The sequence below is a fragment of the Streptomyces paludis genome (assembly GCF_003344965.1).
Taxonomy (GTDB): Bacteria; Actinomycetota; Actinomycetes; order Streptomycetales; family Streptomycetaceae; genus Streptomyces; species Streptomyces paludis.
This window is the reverse complement of sequence record NZ_CP031194.1, coordinates 4,499,015-4,516,412: the sequence shown is the minus strand read 5'-3', so window position 1 is coordinate 4,516,412 and position 17,398 is coordinate 4,499,015. Positions and strand designations below refer to the sequence as shown.

The 17,398-nt window shown below is 70.3% G+C and carries 10 protein-coding genes; 4 read left to right on the top strand and 6 right to left on the bottom strand.

The features are described 5' to 3' along the window. Positions 1–125: 125 nt before the first annotated feature. Together DVK44_RS20030 and DVK44_RS20025 are read right to left on the bottom strand one after the other, a co-directional pair. On the bottom strand, positions 126–1,964 hold the full coding sequence (locus DVK44_RS20030) for an MFS transporter (RefSeq protein ID WP_408055406.1): 1,839 nt from the start codon (positions 1,962–1,964) through the stop codon (positions 126–128). A gap of 357 nt (positions 1,965–2,321) precedes the next feature. Next, entirely contained in the window at positions 2,322–4,493 is a 2,172-nt protein-coding gene (locus tag DVK44_RS20025) for a D-alanyl-D-alanine carboxypeptidase (RefSeq protein WP_331461613.1), read from the bottom strand. Positions 4,494–4,859: 366 nt separating this feature from the next. On the opposite strand from DVK44_RS20025, the gene DVK44_RS20020 reads away from it, so the two are divergent. The 4 genes from DVK44_RS20020 (at position 4,860) to DVK44_RS20005 (ending at position 9,386) form a co-directional block, all read left to right on the top strand. Next, positions 4,860–5,603 (top strand): GOLPH3/VPS74 family protein, encoded by a 744-nt coding sequence (locus tag DVK44_RS20020; RefSeq protein WP_114660888.1) that lies wholly within the window; start codon positions 4,860–4,862, stop codon positions 5,601–5,603. A gap of 485 nt (positions 5,604–6,088) precedes the next feature. Further along, entirely contained in the window at positions 6,089–6,949 is an 861-nt protein-coding gene (locus tag DVK44_RS20015; protein WP_114660887.1) for a helix-turn-helix domain-containing protein, read from the top strand. Positions 6,950–7,296: 347 nt separating this feature from the next. After that, positions 7,297–7,506 (top strand): DUF397 domain-containing protein, encoded by a 210-nt coding sequence (locus tag DVK44_RS20010; RefSeq protein ID WP_114660886.1) that lies wholly within the window; start codon positions 7,297–7,299, stop codon positions 7,504–7,506. A gap of 275 nt (positions 7,507–7,781) precedes the next feature. Then, positions 7,782–9,386: a sodium:solute symporter family protein gene (locus tag DVK44_RS20005; protein ID WP_114660885.1), complete on the top strand. Its 1,605-nt coding sequence runs from the start codon at positions 7,782–7,784 to the stop codon at positions 9,384–9,386. Positions 9,387–9,451: 65 nt separating this feature from the next. On the opposite strand, the gene DVK44_RS20000 is transcribed toward DVK44_RS20005, so the two are convergent. From DVK44_RS20000 to DVK44_RS19985, 4 genes are all read right to left on the bottom strand, one after another. Beyond that, positions 9,452–10,567, bottom strand: a complete 1,116-nt coding sequence (locus DVK44_RS20000; RefSeq protein WP_114660884.1) for an ADP-ribosylglycohydrolase family protein — start codon at positions 10,565–10,567, stop codon at positions 9,452–9,454. A 172-nt stretch (positions 10,568–10,739) separates the two neighbouring features. After that, positions 10,740–12,062 (bottom strand): DUF418 domain-containing protein, encoded by a 1,323-nt coding sequence (locus tag DVK44_RS19995; protein ID WP_114660883.1) that lies wholly within the window; start codon positions 12,060–12,062, stop codon positions 10,740–10,742. A 126-nt stretch (positions 12,063–12,188) separates the two neighbouring features. Beyond that, positions 12,189–14,591: a right-handed parallel beta-helix repeat-containing protein gene (locus DVK44_RS19990; protein ID WP_228447273.1), complete on the bottom strand. Its 2,403-nt coding sequence runs from the start codon at positions 14,589–14,591 to the stop codon at positions 12,189–12,191. A gap of 174 nt (positions 14,592–14,765) precedes the next feature. Beyond that, positions 14,766–17,348, bottom strand: coding sequence for a bifunctional FO biosynthesis protein CofGH (locus DVK44_RS19985; protein ID WP_114660881.1), 2,583 nt, complete (start codon positions 17,346–17,348; stop codon positions 14,766–14,768). Between the last annotated feature and the right edge of the window lie 50 nt (positions 17,349–17,398).

Here is a 17,398-nt window from a genome sequence, read left to right as displayed (position 1 = left end):
CGAGCCGCCGAAGTGCCAGTGGTTCCGGGCCCAGCACAACGGCGTCACGCTCTTCCGTGATCACGACCCATGGTGATGCGGTCGTGACCGGACGGCGGAGCGTTGACACCCCGTCGTCGTACCGGCTACCGCATCTCCTCCGGGCACCCCGTGCCCCGCGGCAGCCGGTACGGCGCCGCCAGTCGGTAGACGCCCGGCCGGGGGGCCAGCAGCTCCGTCCACTCGTCGCCGTCCCCGTTCGCCTCGGCCTTCATCAGGCAGCCGTTGGGGTTGGTGAAGACCTTCGGGCTCTCCGGGTCCGCCTTCGAGGTCTCCGTCTGCTGCGGCGGCAGCACACTCTTGCCGTCGCTGTCGACCAGCCCCAGCCACGGCGAGTACGGGATCCGGATCAGCACCCGGCCCGCCGACCGCACCTGGATCGTCAGCTCGCCCGCGCCCGCCCGGTCCACCGTGGCCGGCGGGTCGGCCAGCGGCATCGGGTCCTTCACCGCGAAGAGCTGCCAGTTCGAGTCGCCCCAGAGGCGCTCCAGATACGGCAGCCCCTCCTCCACCAGCTGCGCCTCCAGCCCCGCGCCCGCGTCCGGCCGCCCCTTCGGCAGCACCACGTAGTGCACGGCCCAGCGGTCGAGCCAGGCGCGGTAGCTGTCGGGGGTCAGGGTGTCGTCGTAGAAGAGCGGGTTGCGCTCCATGTCCGCCTGCCGGTTCCAGCCGCGGGCCAGATTGACGTACGGGGCGAGCGCCGACGCCTCGCGGTGGCTGCTGGCGGGGACGACCTCGACCCGGCCCTTCTCCGCCTTCACCCGCTGCAACTGGTACACCAGCGGCGCCAGCTCGCGTGTCCACGAGGCGGCGGGCGCCGTACGGACGATGTCGTCGACGCCCTTGAAGCCGATCCAGAAGTTGAGCCCGACGACGGCGAGGACCAGCGCGTACCAGCGGCGCGAGCGGGGCCGTGCGTACGGGAGGGCCGCGAGCAGCACCACCCCGCCGATGATCATCGCGAGCCGCGAGACGTTGGAGCCGATCTGCGAGTCGATGACGTACGTGAGCAGCACACCGATGCCGTAGACCGCCGCGGCGGCCCGGACCGTACGCCACTCCTTCGGTACGAGCAGAAACGTGACGACCGAGAAGATGAACGGCAGCGACGCCGTCCCCACCGACATCGGCTGCGTCCCCGAGAACGGGAACAGCCACGCCGAGAGCGCCACGACGGCCGCGGGCGCGAGCCCCAGCGCGTACGCCCCCGGGCGCCGTTTGTTGAGGAAGAGCGCGGCGGCCACGACACCGAGGAAGAGCCCGGCCACCGGGCTCGCCGCCGTCGCCAGCGCGGCCAGCGGCGCCGCCGCGACCCCCTTGAGCCAGCGCTTGCGGCGCCAGCGGTACGGCCAGCAGAACACCGCCGCGACCGCGCCGACCGCGAACATCACACCGAGCCCGAACGTCACGCGCCCCGACAGCGCGTTGCACAGATACGCGAAGACCCCGACGAGCGAGCACGCCACCGGATTACGGACGGCCCGCACCCGGACCAGGATCAGCGCGGTGAGGGCGGCGCCGACGGTGCCGACGATCATCATCGTCGTCCGGACACCGAGGACGGACATCAGATACGGCGAGACGACGCTGTACGAGACGGGGTGCATCCCGCCGTACCAGGCGAGGTTGTACGCGGAGTCCGGGTGCCGCCCGACGAACTCGGCCCAGGCGTCCTGGGCGGCGATGTCGCCGCCGCTGTTGGCGAAGAAGAAGAACCACAGCACGTGGACGGCGCCGGCGACGACGGCGGTGAAGAGGACGGGGTGCCGCAGCACGCGGAGCCGGAGGGGTTCGAGGCGGGTACGGATGCCGGTACGCGGGTCGCTGTCCCTCGGCGGTACGTCGCCGGTGTCGCCGCTGGGCCGTGGCGCCGGGACGTCTATTCGCGGAGCGACGGGCGGGCTGCCGGCCACGGCCTCGGGCATGGCGTCGGCGTCGGCGTCGATTGTGGCATCGGACACAGCATCGGACGTGCTGCCGGCGCGCGTCGGCTCAGCGGTGGTCACTGCGGCTCTCCGTCTCCCCGTCTCACCGTCGTCTGCCCGGCTTGCCGCCCCCCGGCAGTCCCAGGGACGCCGCCCCGCCTCCGAAGGTTGCCCGATCGGCGCATCGGGGACCGCGACGGGCAGATGTCCGTTTCGCGACGCTAGCACGCGTGGGAGGGATGAGCGGATCGATTTCGATCCGTCACTGATCGGCTTCGCTGCGCACCCGCGCCTTCGCGCGAAAACGCCTGTGTGCCCGCCGGAAGCACCGACGGGCACACAGGCGGTCGCGGGCCGTCAGCCCAGACGCGTCAGCTTCGCGCCGAATCCGGGCTCTGCCAGCGCGGACTGGAGCGCCACCGGAACGGACTCCTTGCCCGCGGTCACCCTGCCCACCACGGTGCCCGCCGCGGCGGAGTGCGGAACGGTCTCACCGCCCTCGTCCAGGGCGACCTTCACCTTGAAACCGCCCCAGCCGACCGCCTTGAGGTCCTTGGTGGCGACCACGGGGGTACGGGTGCCGAGCCCGTCGTCGACATAACCGACGACATCGCCCTTCTTGAGGACGGTCTCCGAACGGACCCCGGCCTGCGCGGCCTGGATCAGCTTCAGGCTCTCCTGCTTGGCGAGCGTGAGCTTCTCGTCGAGCGTGCCGGCCTTCTGCATACCCATCACTACGCCGAGAATCCGGCGCGGCTTGCCATCGATGACCGTATTGGCGGACCAGAGGAGGTTGCCGCCGGCCGGAGTCGACGAACCGGTCTTGATTCCGCCCACCCCCGGCTCCAGCAGAATCGTGTTGTTGTTGTAGATCGTCTTGCCGATCCCCGGGATGTCGGCCTGCGGCATGTCGACGATGGCCCGGAAGACATCGTTCTGCATGACGGCCCTGGCCAGCTTGATCTGGTCCAAGGGCGTGGACACGGTGGCCGCGTCCAGGCCACTGGGGTCCGTGTACGTCGTGTCCGTCATGCCCAGTTCCTTGGCGGCGGCGTTCATCTTCTCGACGAACGCGTCCTCGGAACCGGAGTCCCAACGAGCGAGCAACCGCGCGGCGTTGTTCCCCGAGGGAATCATCAGGAGTTGCAGCATCTGCTTCTCCGTGTACTTCTGGCCCGTCTTGATGGGCGCCACCGACTCGTCCGGCCGGTCGGCCTCCTCGCCCGCCTTCTTGTCGACCTTGATGTCCGGGCCGTCCTGCTCGCCCTTGATCGGGTGCTCCTTGAGGATCACGTAGGCCGTCATCGTCTTGGCGACACTCGCGATCGGCGCGGGCTTCTGCTCACCGAAGGTGCCGATGGCGCCGACACCTTCGACCTCGACGGCGCCCTGCCCCTCGCCGGGGTACGGCATGTCGAGCTTCTCCCCGTCGAAGGTGAAGCCGGCGTCCGCCGAGAGCGTCAACTCCGGCGCCGGGAGCGGGCGTACCGCCTGGATGATGACGAAGACGATCGCCGCGAGCACGACCAGCGGCGTCCAGATCTTGACCCGGCGGACGGCCTTGCGGGCCGCCGTTTCCGGGGTGTTGGTCAGCTCGGCCAGCAGATCGAGCGGCGGCATCGGCGGCATGGGCTGCTGCCGGGTGCGCTCGGCCTCGGGGAACGCGGCGGTGGCCGCGGCGGGCGGTGTCGGTACGGGCGAGGTGACGGCGGGGGCGGGAGTGGCGGGCTTCGCCTTGCCGGGGGTGGTGCTCGTGGCGGCGGCCGGGGCCGGGGTCGGCTTGTCGTCGCGGCGCAGGGGGACGAACGTGCTGCTCTTCGGCTCGTCCGGCTTGGGCTCGTCGGCCTTGTGCGCCTCCGGCTTCGCCTTGTCCCGCAGGCTCGGGGGGATCTTGAGCGCGGTGGTGGGCTGGTCGACGGCGGGGCGCGGCAGGGCCTTGAAAACGGTGGTCGGCCGGTCGATCGAGTCGGCCGGCTTGTCGCTCTTGTCGCTGGCTTCGCTGACGGATTCGCCGCTGGATTCGGCGCCGGATTCGGCGTCCGTCTTGCCGTCCGTCTTGTCGTCCGCCTTGCCCTCGGGCTCTGCGGCGGGCCGGTCGGCATCCGCTTCGGGGTCCGGAGCGGGCTTGGCGGGGTCCTCAGCGGCCTCGGAGCCCTTGGCGGGGGCAGGAGTGCTTTCGGTGCTCTCTGGGGCCTCAGGGGCGCCTGAGGCGTCTTCGCCGGAAGTGGTGGATGAGGCGGGTGAGGCGGGTGCGGTTTGTGAGGCGTCCGCCTCCGGTTCGGCCTCCGGTTCGGCCTCTGCCTCCGGTACGGCGGCGGGCTTGGCCCAGGAGGGCGCCTTCGCGTCCGCCTCCTGCTCCTTGGCCTCTTCGACCTCTTCAGCCTTGGGCTCCTCCGCCTTGGGCTTGGGCTCCTCGGCTTCTTCTTCCTTGGCTATCGGCCCGCCGTCCGACTCGTCGGAGTCCTCGCCGGCCCCGCCGGCCCCGCCGGGCGTCTCGGGCTCCTCCGTACGATTTGCGGTCGCGACCATCACCGACACCGCGGAACCCGATCCGGAGCCAGGACCGGATTCGGCCTTCTCGGCCGTTCCGCTCCTCTCCGTCGCCGTTTCACGGAAGACTGAGAGCCGGGGATCCTGCTCTCCCGGGGCTGACTCCCCCGATGACTTCCGCTGCTCCGACTTACCGGGGGACTCGCCCGCCACCGCGTCTCCTTCATGTCTCATCCGACGTACCGCACTGTCCGAAGCATCTATCAGTGTCCTGCTCTGAGACCTCGGCCCACGTGCTAGACGAGAACGACATACATAACGGTTCCCACACAAAGCACCCAGGCACCCTCGACAGACCATTGTGAGAGGGGTCACCCTGTCATTCATCCACGCGGGGAGGCATGGATGGGCAGGAGCCGCAGAACAATTCCGGAGGAGCTTCTGTTGCTCGCTCTGGACCCGGCCACGGGTACCACAGCGCAGCCGCAGTCGCTCGACCTCGGCCTGGCCGGAGCACAGCTAGTAGAGCTGGCTCTGGCAGGACGGATAGCCCCTGATGGGGATCGTATCGCCGTGGTGATGCCACGGCCGACCGGAGATCCGACTCTGGACTCCGCACTGGAACTGCTGCGCAGACGCGGCAGTCCGGTCCGGGCCGTCCATTGGATTGGCGGGCCCCGACTGGGACTTCGCCAGACCTATCTCTCGCATCTGGAACGGTGCGGCATGGTGCATGCCGTGGCGGGCCAGATGTGCGGGGTGCTGCCGACAACGCGCTACCAGGCGACGGAGACGGCGATCAGCCGGGAGATCAAGACCCGGCTGGACAATGCGATCCGCACCGGCGTTCCGCCGGACCCGCGGACCGCGGCGCTCGCCGCGCTGGCCCATGCGGTCGGACTCGGCAAGCACCTCTACCCCGGGAACGAGGGGCGCTCCTCGCGCTCCCGGCTCCGGGATCTGATCCGGCACGACCCGATGGGCGGCCTCGTGGCACACGCCGTGATGGACGTCCAGAACGGCGCGGGCGCTCAGCCACGCCGTAACCCCGCCCAGGGCGCCGTCGGCGTTCCGGGGGGTGGCAGGCCGCCAGGCGGCGTGCCGATGCAGCCGCAGCGCGGTGGCATGGACCGGGTGCCGGCGCACTGAGCGGTGCGTACGCGTGCGTCCCGGCGCGACCGTACGACCGCAGCACACCGCAGGACCGTACGACCGCAGGACGCACGAACCGCTCGAACCGCAGCACCGCAGTCCGCCGTATCGCAGTCCGCCGTATCGCAGTCCCCAGACCCGGTCCGGGAGCCGCACAAGACGCGCGGGGTGGCCGGAAACCATTCGGCCACCCCGCGCGTTGTGCGTTCACTCGACGGGTGGCCCCAGGCGGGCTCACGCGGCCTCAGGCGGCCCCAGGCGGGTCTCACGGGCCCGCGGACACCCCGGGGGTCGGCCCCGTACCCGCCCCGCACCCGCAGGGGGCGCCAGGGCGCGCGGAAGGGCGTGCGGCGTCCGGGGCGCAGACCGGCGCATACGTCTCTGTGGCCGTTTCCCAGCGCAGTTGGGACCTTTGGTGGCAGTCTGCTCAGCAGTAGATACGTACAGCTACACCAGTTACGCAGCCGGAGGTGCAGTTTCCCGTGGCGTCCAACGTCAATCCCACCGTCAGGCGACGCCGATTGGGCCAGGAGTTGCGTCGGCTTCGCGAACTCAAAGGCATGACCGCCGAAGAGGTGGCGGAGCGCCTGCTCGTGTCCCAGTCGAAGATCAGTCGGCTGGAGAACGGCCGCCGCTCCATCAGCCAGCGCGATGTGCGCGACCTCTGCGGGGTGTACGAGGTCGAGGACGCCCGGATCGTCGACTCGCTGATGCAAATGGCCAAGGACTCGCGCCAGCAGGGCTGGTGGCACGCGTTCGGCGATATCCCGTACAGCGTCTACATCGGTCTGGAGACGGACGCGGCGTCACTCCGCGTGTACGAGCCCCAGGTCGTCCCGGGGCTGCTCCAGACCCGCCCGTACGCCGAGGCGCTGATCAACGGGGCCCTGCCGGAGGCGCCGGCGCCGGACGTCGAGAAGCGCGTCGGGGTACGGCTCCGGCGCCAGGACCGGGTGAACACGCCCGACAATCCGCTCCGGCTCTGGGCCGTGGTCGACGAGGCGGCGCTGCGCCGGGTGGTCGGCAACAAGCAGCTGATGCGCGAGCAGTTGGAGCATCTCGTCGAGCAGTCGCAACTCCCGCATGTGACCGTGCAGGTGCTGCCCTTCGAGATGGGCGCGCACCCCGGGATCAGCGGGCATTACGCGATTCTCGAATTCCCGGACGCGGCGGACTCCAGCGTGGTGTACATCGAGGGCGTCACCAGCGATCTCTATCTGGAGAAGGCGAATGACGTGCAGCGCTACAGCGTGATGTACGAGCACCTGCGCGCCCAGGCGCTGAATGTCGAGCAGACGCGGGATTTCATCTCGAAGATCATCAAGGATTACACCGAGCGCTGAGGCGCCCACCGAACGGGCCCCATTCCGGTCCCGGGACCACGGATCCCCCGTGCTCCCGGGACCGCGCCGTTTCGCGCACCGTTTCACACGGGCTTCGCACGTCGCCTCGTACTCGTTTCGCACGTCGTTTCCGCGCCGCATCACCCGAAATAGTCGGACAGATCCATTTTCCGTCAACAGGCGCGAGGGGATTATACCCTCCAACTGGAGTATTCCGTAAGCCCGTTCCCCTATTAGCCATCCGTACGAGTGAACGCCGCCCCCGCGCAAGGACCGGGGCGAGTAGCGTCGATCATGCCAGCGAGAAGTTGGCGCTATTTCACATCACTTGCTGAACCGGAGCGAACATGGCAATTCTTCAGGGCGCTACGGACACGTGGACGAAGTCCTCGTACTCCGGCGGAAACGGCGCATGCGTAGAGGTCAAGTCCCCCGTCGTCCAGACCATTGCCGTCCGGGACTCGAAAGCCCCCGAGGGGCCGTCGATCTCCTTCGCGCCCACCTCGTGGAACGCGTTCGTGCAGCAGATGACCACGGGCGCCTTCGACCGCGGCTGAGGCCGGGACCGAAGCGCCACCCGGGCGCGGCACCCCGCGCCCCGCACCACGCACCACTGAAGAGCCCTCTCGACCGGTCCGCCGTCCTGGCCGAGGGGGCTCGGTCATGCCCGCGTCCGGGTGGCATCGCCCGCGCGGCAGCCCGTCGGCCGTCGTTCGGCTTCCTGACCTCTGTTCATATCTATGACTGCGCGATGTCTTGACCCGCCCCAGAACTAGGCGGTTCAATCCCTCCGGCACTCCATGGTTCATAAGGCGGAACCCCTGGAGGGGATATGAACAGCCTCGACTGGACCGTGCTCATCGCCTACTTCGGTGTGATGATCGCGATTGGCCTGTGGTCGCACAAACGCGTGGACAATGTCAGTGACTTCTTCACCGCCGGCGGCAGGATGCCCTGGTGGCTGTCGGGCATCTCGCACCACATGTCCGGCTACAGCGCGGTGATGTTCACCGGATACGCGGGCATCGCCTATACCTTCGGCGTCACCTCGTTCGTCACCTGGTCCCTGCCCATCGCCATCGGTATCGGGATCGGCTCCAAGCTCTTCGCGCCCCGGCTGAACCGGCTGCGCTCCCGATTACACGTCGCGTCGCCGCTCGAATACCTCAAGAACCGCTACGACCTGAGAACACAGCAGGCCCTCGCCTGGTCGGGGCTGCTGCTGAAGATCGTGGACGTCGGCGCCAAATGGGCCGCCATCGCCACCCTGCTCTCCGTCTTCACCGGTATCTCCCTCAACCAGGGCATCCTCATCACCGGTGTCATCACGGGTATCTACTGCACCATCGGCGGGCTGTGGGCCGACGCCCTCACCGAACTCGGGCAGTTCATCATCCAGCTCTTCGCCGGTATCGCGATGCTCGTCGCCGTCATGGGCGAGCTGGGCGGGTTCAGCGCGCTGTGGACGGTCTGGGACAAGCTCCCGGACGGGCACGCGTCACCGACGGCCGGCCCGTACACCGTCACCTTCCTGCTCGCGTTCCTCTTCATCAAGACGTTCGAGTACAACGGCGGCATGTGGAACCAGGCGCAGCGCTACATGGCGACCGCCAACGCCCGCGAGGCGACCCGCTCGGCCCGGCTCTCCGCCGTCCTCTGGCTGGTCTGGCCGCTGGTGCTGTTCTTCCCGATGTGGTGCGCGCCGCTGCTGGTGACGGCGGAGAAGCCCGACGCGTCGGACGCGTACGCCCTCATGACCGAACAGCTGCTGCCGCACGGGCTGCTGGGCCTGGTCATCGTCGGCTTCTTCTCGCACACGATGGCCATGTGCTCCTCCGACGCGAACGCCATCGCGGCCGTCTTCACCCGCGATATCGCCCCCACCCTCTCCAAGGCGGCGCGCACCTGGTCGGCGCGGGCGGGGCTGCTGGCGGCGCGGCTGTCGACCATCACCTTCCTGGCGCTGTCGATGGCCGTCGCGACCCAGGTCAACTCGCCGACGTTCAAGGACATCATCACCGTCGTCATCAAGTGGGTGGCGGGGCTGATGGGGCCGATCGCGATCCCGTTCATGCTCGGGATGCTCAAGACGTTCCGCAGATCGGGCCCGACGGCCGCGCTCACCAGCTGGTCGATGGGGCTGCTGGCCTTCTGGCTGGTCAACTATCCGATCAACTGGAACGTGTCGGGCGGGGTCCCGCTCCAGTACCAGGTCTCCGTACCGCTCGCGGTGTCGCTGGTGCTCTACATCGTGATCGGCTTCCTGAAGCCGGAGGACACGCCGGCACGCGACGTACTGCTGGCGCGGATCAACGGGCAGGGCGACGGGGACGGGTCCGGGCTGACGGCCGAGTCGCTGAAGGTGCCCGCGCAGGGGACGCAGGCGACACGGGGGAAGCACGGCAAGCGGGAGGACTCGGGGTCCTCGGGCGGCTGACGGTACGCGGCGGAGCCGGGCCCGGGCGCGGGCGCGGGCGTCCGTACGGCCCGCCCCCTACCCCCCTACCCCCGCGGATAGCGCGCCAGCCAGCCCGATGCCGTCTCCGACGGGCTGTGCAGGGCGCGGCCCTGGGTCATCTCCATCGCGAAGTCGTCGGCCATCTCCAGCAGGGTCGGACGGCCCTCCAGCTCGGCCACCCAGGCCGGCGGCAGGGCCGTCTCCCCGTGCAGCGCGCCGAGCAGGGCGCCGCACAGGCTCGCGGTCGCGGCGGAGGGGCCGTCGTGGTTGACGGCGAGGCGCAGGCCCTGCCGTACGTCCTCGGCGACCAGCGCGCAGTAGACGCCGACGGCGAGCGCGGACTCGGCGGTCCGGCCCTCGCCGAGCGACGCGATCACCGACGGGCCCGGCGCCCCCTGCCGTACGGCGGCCATCGCCTGCTGGAGGGCCTCCGTCACCGGCTCGTGGCCGGGGCGCGGCGCGAGCAGCGCGAGGGCGCGTTCCACGCCCGTCTCCAGCGTCTCGCCGCGGGCCGGCGCGTGCACGATCGCGGCGAAGGCGCCCGCCGAGAGATACGCGCCCGGCGAGCCGTGCGACTGCACGGCGCACTCCAGCGCCAGCTGGCAGACCAGCTGCGGTTCCCAGCCCACCAGCAGCCCGAACGGCGCGGACCGCACCAGCGCGCCCGCGTCTCGCGCGATCGGGTTCCTCGGCTGGTCGAGCGAGCCCATGACCTCGCCCGCAAAGCCGGTGAGGGTGGAGATCGTCGGGTCCCTCCGCGCGTAGAGCCACTCCTCCTGCGCGAGCCAGCCGTTGTCCTTGCGGCGCAGATCGGGGCCCCAGTCGCGCTGGGTCGCGACCCAGCGCTGATGGGCGCGGTAGACGTCGGTGGGCGGATGCCAGGCGCCGGTGTCGCGGCGGATCTGGGCCCGTATCAGCCCGTCGACGGTGAAGAGGGTCAGCTGGGTCGCCGCGGTGACCCCGCCCCGGCGGCCGTACGCGGGGACGAAGTCCACCACGCCCTCGGCGCCGTACGCCGCCCGCATCTCGTCGAGGGTCATCATCGCGACCCCCGCGCCCAGCGCGTCGCCCATCGCGCCGCCGAGCAGACAGCCCCGCACCCGGCTGCGGAAGTCCTGCTGCTCCACACGGCCCCAGATGGCACCGGACGGTGTGCTCACGCGCCCCTCCCTCACCCTGTGCCTCGCAGCGGCTGCGCAGCACTGTAATCGACCGGGAACAGGGGGTTGAGGGCGCTCTTGGTTACGGCCCCGTGTCACGGGGCCGGTATGGGGGTCCGTGGTCGCGGAGGTCGCATTTGAGCCACGGGGTGGGTATGTAAAACTTCGATAATCAGGCCGATCGCGTGGCCTCGGAGCGCGCTTCAGCCCCGGTGCCGGACCCGCCGCCCGACCCGCCATCCGCCCCCTCCTGGCGTCGTACGCGCATCGCCGGCCGCTCCAGATACGTCGCGGCCCGCAGCAGCCACTCCACCGGGCCCATCCGGAACCGCCGCAGCCACCACGCGCTCCACAGCAGCTGTACGGAGTAGATCGCCAGCGCGATACCGATGACCCCCGCGTACGGGACCCGGCCGATGAGACCGAGGCCGGTGCCCGTGAAGATCAGGACGCAGAGCAGGGACTGGCTCAGATAGTTGGTGAGCGCCATCCGCCCCGGCCGGGCCAGCGCCTCCGCCACCCGGCCGCCCCGGACCGTACGGAAGAAGCGCAGCAGCGTGGCGACGTACGCGGCGGTGAGGAAGGGCGCGGTCAGGAAGTGCAGACCGCCCGCGAACAGGTTGTCCGTACTGGCGAAGGTGTAGAAGGCCGAGCCGGCCAGCCCCACCGGGAAGCCGATCCACTGGATCGTGCGCAGCTTCCGCCCGTACGCCGCCGGGTCCGCGCCCCGGTCCGCCAGGACGCGCAGCTTCCCGGCGGCCAGCCCCACCAGCATGGCGGAGAAGGCCAGTGGGCCCTGGATGAAGATCGTGAGCGGGAGGGTCGTCGTCAGCTCCGAGACCCGGTCCGCGATCACGGACCACGGGCCGCCCCGCATCGCCTCGGTGGCCGCCCGGCCGTCGGCGAGCATCTTCGCGTGCTCCGCGGCGGTGGGCGAGGACGACCCGTCGAACAGGGCCACCGCCGTGGCCAGCGCGAGGAAGAGCAGAACGAAGACGCCGGTGATGATCCCGGCCACCCACAGCGCCCGGCGCGGGCTGATGCCGCGCATCAGGAACAGCAGCAGCCCGAAGAGCGCGTACGTGATGAGGATGTCGCCGTAGTAGAGGAGCGCCGCGTTGGCCACGCCTATCAGGAACAGCGCGCCGAGCCGGCGCAGGAAGCGGGGCCGGAAGCCGACGCCGCGCGCGGCGGCCGAGTCGAGCTGGAGGGTGAAGCTGTAGCCGAAGAGGAACGAGAAGAGCAGATAGAACTTCGCCTCGAAGACGAACTGGATCAGGCCCGAGGCGACCCCGTCGTGCCAGGCCGTCCGGGCCGGATCGGCCACTCCCGGCAGGGTGTAACCGCTTGCGAAGAACGGGATGTTGACGAGCAGAATCCCCAGGAGCGCAAAGCCCCGCAACGCGTCGACATCCGCCAGTCGTCTCGTTCCCGTCCCCGTACCCGTACCCGTGCTCGCACTCGTACTCGTGCCTCTACCGGCCTCTGCTGTCATACCGCTGACCGTACAAACCCCGCCCGGCCCTGGACAGCCGACCAAAGTCGACGGGCGGTTCTCTTCGGTCTCCCCCGACCCGGCGGACGGACGGCGGAGACCGAAGAGCAGACGTGAGCCCGCGCGTCAGCGCAGCCTGCCGCCGTCGAGCGCGCCGATCCAACCGCCCTTCGTCCCCGCCGTGTTGAGCAGCGAGTGGCGGGTGGGCCGGAGGAAGTCGCCGTAGATCAGCGAGCCGTCCTTGTGCCTGGTGTACGTGCCCGGCAGCGTCAGCGAGCGGAAGTCGCGCGCCCGGGCGATGGTGGTGGCGTCCTCGTTGGTGGCGCGCTCGCCGTCGAAGAGGACGTTGGTGCGGTCGGTGTCGCCGGAGATGTAGTCGCGTACGGGAGTGTCGCCGCCGCGCCCGTCCGGGGTGCGGAACGACAGGTTGTCGCGGTAGACGCCCTGCTCCTCGACGGAGAAGTAGGGGTTGAAGCGCATGATGAAGTTGAAGCGCTTGTTGTCGAACGCGGTGTTGTGGGACAGCTCAAGAGGGCCCGGGTTGAAGTTGTCCGAGAAGCCGTCCATGTTGTTGTCGAAAGCGATGTTGCCGCGTACGACATGGGCGACGGGCAGGCCCTCGCCGCCGACCTTGAAGCCGTTCCCGGTGTCGCCGTCCTCGTGATAGCCGTTGCTGAGGCGGCCGTTGGCGTAGGCGATGTTGTTCTCCAGGAGGACGGGCATGTTGGCGCCCTCGTTGACGCGGTTGTAGAGGTCCCAGCCGTCGTCGATGTTGTGGTGTGCGACATTGCCCCGGAACACATTGCCGGCGCCGACGCCGAGCTTCGCCGCGAAGCCGTCGGCGTTGATGTCGGTGAGGTCCCGGTTGTCGTGCGACTCGCTGTTGAGGATCAGGTTGTGCGCGGGCCACAGGGCGGAGTTGTCGCCGCTGCCGGACATCTGGAAACCGCTGTCCATGTTGTAGTTGAAGAGCATGCGCTCGATGACATTGTGGCTGCCGCTGACCCGCATGCCGTTGCCCGTCGCGCCGGTGACGCGGAAGCCCTCGAAGCGCCAGTGGTCGGCGTCCAGCCGCAGGGTGATGGGGAGGGTGCCGCGGCCGTCGAGCACGACCTGAGCGCCGCGGTACGGCTTGACGGTCTTGGGCCGGTCCTTCGTGCCGCTGTACGCGGCGTCGAGCCCGACCGTCGCCGTCGGCCGGTACGTACCGCCGTGCAGCAGCACCTTGCCGCCCGGCGCGACATACGCGAGCGCCGTGGCGAGGTCGACGGGGTCGGCGGCCGTGCCGGCGGCGGTGGCCGCGCCCTCGGGGGCCGCGTGGACGACGGCGCCGTCACCGCGCTCGCCGTACGCCTTCGTCCGTACCGTCAGCGACTGGCTCACCGGGCCGCCGGAGGTGGCGTCGTCCGGGATGAAGCGCAGCCCGAAATCGGTCCGTTCGGCGGTGAGGGTGACGCGGTGGCCGACCGTACGGTGCGCGGTGGTGTGCGCACGGTGCAGTACGGTCCCGGCCGCGTCGGTGAACTCCACCGTGCCATCGACATTGGGGCGGGCCCGCAGCGGGTAGTCGAGGCCGCTGGTCACCGGCGGAGAGAGCACGGTGAGTGCGGGCTTCACCGGGACCGGCTCGGTCGCCGGGCGGGGCTGGGTGTGCGCCTCGGAGAGTTCGAGGCGGGCGTTGTCGAAGGTGACCTTGGCGTTGCGGGCCGCGTAGAAGCCGACGTACATATGGTCCGGGTCGATGTCCTGGACCCAGTCCGCGCCGGTCACCCGCCGCTCGAAGGTGACGGGCTGGCCCACGTGGGTGAAGGTCGAGGAGATGATGAACTCGGTGTCGGTGCGCTCCAGTCGGAGGGTCACCGGGGTGCCGAGCGGCAGCGCGTAACGGGAGTCGGTGGTGAACGCGGTGGCGCTCATGCTGCTGCCCGTGTTGCCGTACGGCTTGACGACACCGGTGCGCTGGATGGCGGTGACGCCCTGGCGCATGACACCGGAGGCGAAGATGTTGGACGCGGCCGGCACCTCCTCGTAACCGAGGACCATCGGGTCCTGGCGCGCCCCGCCGTTCACATCGCGCACCATGATGCCGGCGCTGTCCTGGGAGCCGACGGCGCCGCCGGTCTCGGGGCCGAGCTGGTCGACCGTCATGTCGGCGGTGAGGACGAAGTTGTCCGTCCGGGGGTTCAGGGTGGTGTGGTAGAAGGTGAGCCCGTCGTGCCCGGGGGCGATCTTGCCGCCCCGGCTCTCCATGACGACGCGGCCGTCGATGGTGCCGGGATGCTCGGGCGCCGCGTAGTTGAAGCCGACCTTCTCGGGCAGCACGTTGGAGGCGAAGTTGAGGTCGGTGGACTGGCCGAAGGTGATGGCTTCCCAGGCCGGGGCGTCGGCGGCGGCCGGGGCGACGGCCTCTCCGGCGGCGGCCGGGCCGGCCGCGACGGCCGTGGAGGCGGACGTCAGCAGCCCGGCCGCGGCCAGCAGCCCCGCCGCGGTCAGGGCTGTCAGACGGTGGGCTCGTGCGATGGGTCTCACATGCAACTCCCTCATGAAGGCGCCGACTTGGCCGTCCCGTGCGGGGACAGTCAAACGGCCGCGCCTTCGCGGGGGCAACAGGTAGGAAGCGCTTTCTTTCCGACACCTCTTTCTTGTCCGAACGTCGCCGGTCCGGTAATCGCCCGTCTTACGCCGGTCCGGTAACCGCCGGTTCTACGAGGGCAGCACCGGCAGCAGCTCCGGCAGATGGCCGTCCGAGGCCGCCGCCGCCCGTACGCGCTCCTCCGGGACCTCCCCGTACAGCGTCGTACGCGGCCGGGCCGGCCGGCCGGCCGCCTCCGCGATGGCGACGAGATCCTTGACCGAGCGGTAAGAGCCGTAACTCGACCCGGCCATACGGGAGATGGTCTCCTCCATCAGCGTGCCGCCCAGGTCGTTCGCGCCCGAGCGGAGCATCTCGGCGGCGCCCTCGGTACCGAGCTTGACCCAGCTGGTCTGGATGTTGGGGATGTACGGGTGGAGCAGGAGCCGGGCCATGGCCATCACCGCGCGGTTGTCCCGGTCGGTCGGGCCCGGCCGGGCGATTCCGGCCAGATAGACCGGGGCGTTGGTGTGGATGAAGGGCAGTGTGACGAACTCGGTGAAGCCGCCGGTCTGTTGCTGGATACGGGCGAGCGTACGGAAGTGGCCGAGCCAGTGGCGGGGCTGGTCGACATGGCCGTACATCATCGTGGAGCTGGAGCGGATGCCCAGCTCGTGGGCGGTGGTGATGACCTCGATCCAGGTGGCCGTGGGCAGCTTGCCCTTGGTGAGGATCCAGCGGACCTCGTCGTCCAGGATCTCCGCCGCCGTACCGGGGATCGAGTCGAGACCCGCCTCCTTCGCGGCGGTCAGCCACTCGCGGATCGAAAGACCCGTGCGCGAGGCGCCGTTGACGACCTCCATCGGGGAGAAGGCGTGCACATGCATGCCCGGGACGCGCTCCTTCACCGCCCGCGCGATGTCGAAGTACGCCGTGCCCGGCAGGTCCGGGTGGATACCGCCCTGCATGCAGACCTCGGTGGCGCCGACCTCCCACGCCTGCTCGGCGCGGTCCGCGACCTGGCTCAGGGAGAGTGTGTAGGCGTCGGCGTCCGTACGGCGCTGGGCGAAGGCGCAGAAACGGCAGCCGGTGTAGCAGACGTTGGTGAAGTTGATGTTGCGCGTGACGATGTACGTGACATCGTCGCCGACCACATCGCGGCGCAGCTCGTCCGCGATCCGGGTCAGCGCGTCGAGCGCCGGGCCGTCCGCGTGGAAGAGCGCGAGCGCCTCGGCGTCGGTGAGCTTGGTCGGGTCGTCGGCGGCCTGCGCGAGTGCGCCCCGTACGTCCGTGTCGATCCGGGACGGCACCATGCCGGGCGCGGCGGCCTCGCGGAGCGCCTCCCAGTCCCCGTACACGACGTCGAAGTCGTCGCGCCGGTCGCCGGTGCGGCCCTCGGTGTCGATGGTGCGGTGCAGATCGGTGCGGCCGGTGGAGGTGAAGCCCTCGTCCGGCTCCTGCCAGGGCAGGCCGGCGGGCCGGACGCCCTCCCGGGCGAGCCCGGTCTCCGGGTCGGCCAGCGCGCGTACGTGCGGCAGCAGCCGGGGGTCGAGCCACGGCTCGCCGCGCTGGATGAACTCCGGGTAGATCGTGAGCCGTTCACGCAGCTCGAACCCCGACTCGGCGGTCCGCGCGGCCAGTTCGTCGATGTGCGGCCAGGGGCGCTCGGGGTTGACGTGGTCGGGGGTGAGCGGCGAGACGCCGCCCCAGTCGTCGATGCCCGCGCCGATCAGCAGCGCGTACTCCGCGTCGACCAGATTCGGCGGGGCCTGGATCCGGGCGGCGGGGCCCAGGATGTGCCGGGCGACGGCGATGGTGGCCGCCAGCTCCTCCAGCTCCGCGTCCGGCATGCCGCGCATCGCGGTGTCCGGTTTGGCGCGGAAGTTCTGGATGATGGCTTCCTGGATGCCGTGGTACGCCCGCTGGACGCGGCGCAGCTCGAAGAGGGCGTCGGCGCGCTCCTCGTGGTTCTCCCCGATGCCGATCAGCACCCCGGTGGTGAAGGGGACGTTGGAGCGGCCGGCGTCCTCCAGCACCCGCAGCCGTACGGCGGGCTCCTTGTCGGGCGAGCCGTGGTGCGGGCCGCCGGGCTCGGACCAGAGGCGGGTGGCGGTGGTCTCCAGCATCATGCCCATGCTCGGCGCGACCGGCTTGAGCCGCTGTAGGTCGGTCCAGCTCATGACGCCCGGGTTCAGATGGGGCAGCAGCCCCGTCTCCTCCAGGACCCGGATGGCCATGGCGCGGACATACGCGAGCGTGTCGTCGTACCCCTCCGCCTCCAGCCACTCACGCGCCTCCGGCCACCGGTCCTCGGGCCGGTCGCCGAGCGTGAACAGCGCTTCCTTGCAGCCGAGCGCGGCGCCCTGGCGCGCGATCTCCAGCACCTCGTCGGGCGAGAGGAACATCCCGTGCCCGGCGCGGCGCAGCTTGCCGGGCACGGTGACGAAGGTGCAGTAGTGGCACTTGTCCCGGCAGAGCCGGGTCAGCGGGATGAAGACCTTCCGGGAGTACGTGATGACCCCCGGCCGCCCGGCCGCCGCGAGCCCCGCGTCCCGCACCCGCGCGGCGGACGCGGCGAGGTCGGTGAGGTCGTCCCCCCGCGCCTGAAGGAGCACGGCGGCCTCGGCGACATCGAGGGCGACGCCGTCGCGGGCGCGCTTGAGCGCACGGCGCATGGAGTTGGCGGTCGGCCCTCCGGGCTGCTGAATCGTCATGATCCGAGCATACGAGCGCGAACGGGGTGGACGCGGGCGCCGGGGAGGTG

What these genes read in the sequence shown, in the direction of transcription:
- DVK44_RS20030 (WP_408055406.1), bottom strand. Translation starts at nt 1,964, where the DNA reads ATGCCCGAGGCCGTGGCCGGCAGCCCGCCCGTCGCTCCGCGAATAGAC.
- DVK44_RS20025 (WP_331461613.1), bottom strand. Translation starts at nt 4,493, where the DNA reads ATGGTCGCGACCGCAAATCGTACGGAGGAGCCCGAGACGCCCGGCGGG.
- DVK44_RS20020 (WP_114660888.1), top strand. Translation starts at nt 4,860, where the DNA reads ATGGGCAGGAGCCGCAGAACAATTCCGGAGGAGCTTCTGTTGCTCGCT.
- DVK44_RS20010 (WP_114660886.1), top strand. Translation starts at nt 7,297, where the DNA reads ATGGCAATTCTTCAGGGCGCTACGGACACGTGGACGAAGTCCTCGTAC.
- DVK44_RS20005 (WP_114660885.1), top strand. Translation starts at nt 7,782, where the DNA reads ATGAACAGCCTCGACTGGACCGTGCTCATCGCCTACTTCGGTGTGATG.
- DVK44_RS19995 (WP_114660883.1), bottom strand. Translation starts at nt 12,062, where the DNA reads ATGACAGCAGAGGCCGGTAGAGGCACGAGTACGAGTGCGAGCACGGGT.
- DVK44_RS19985 (WP_114660881.1), bottom strand. Translation starts at nt 17,348, where the DNA reads ATGACGATTCAGCAGCCCGGAGGGCCGACCGCCAACTCCATGCGCCGT.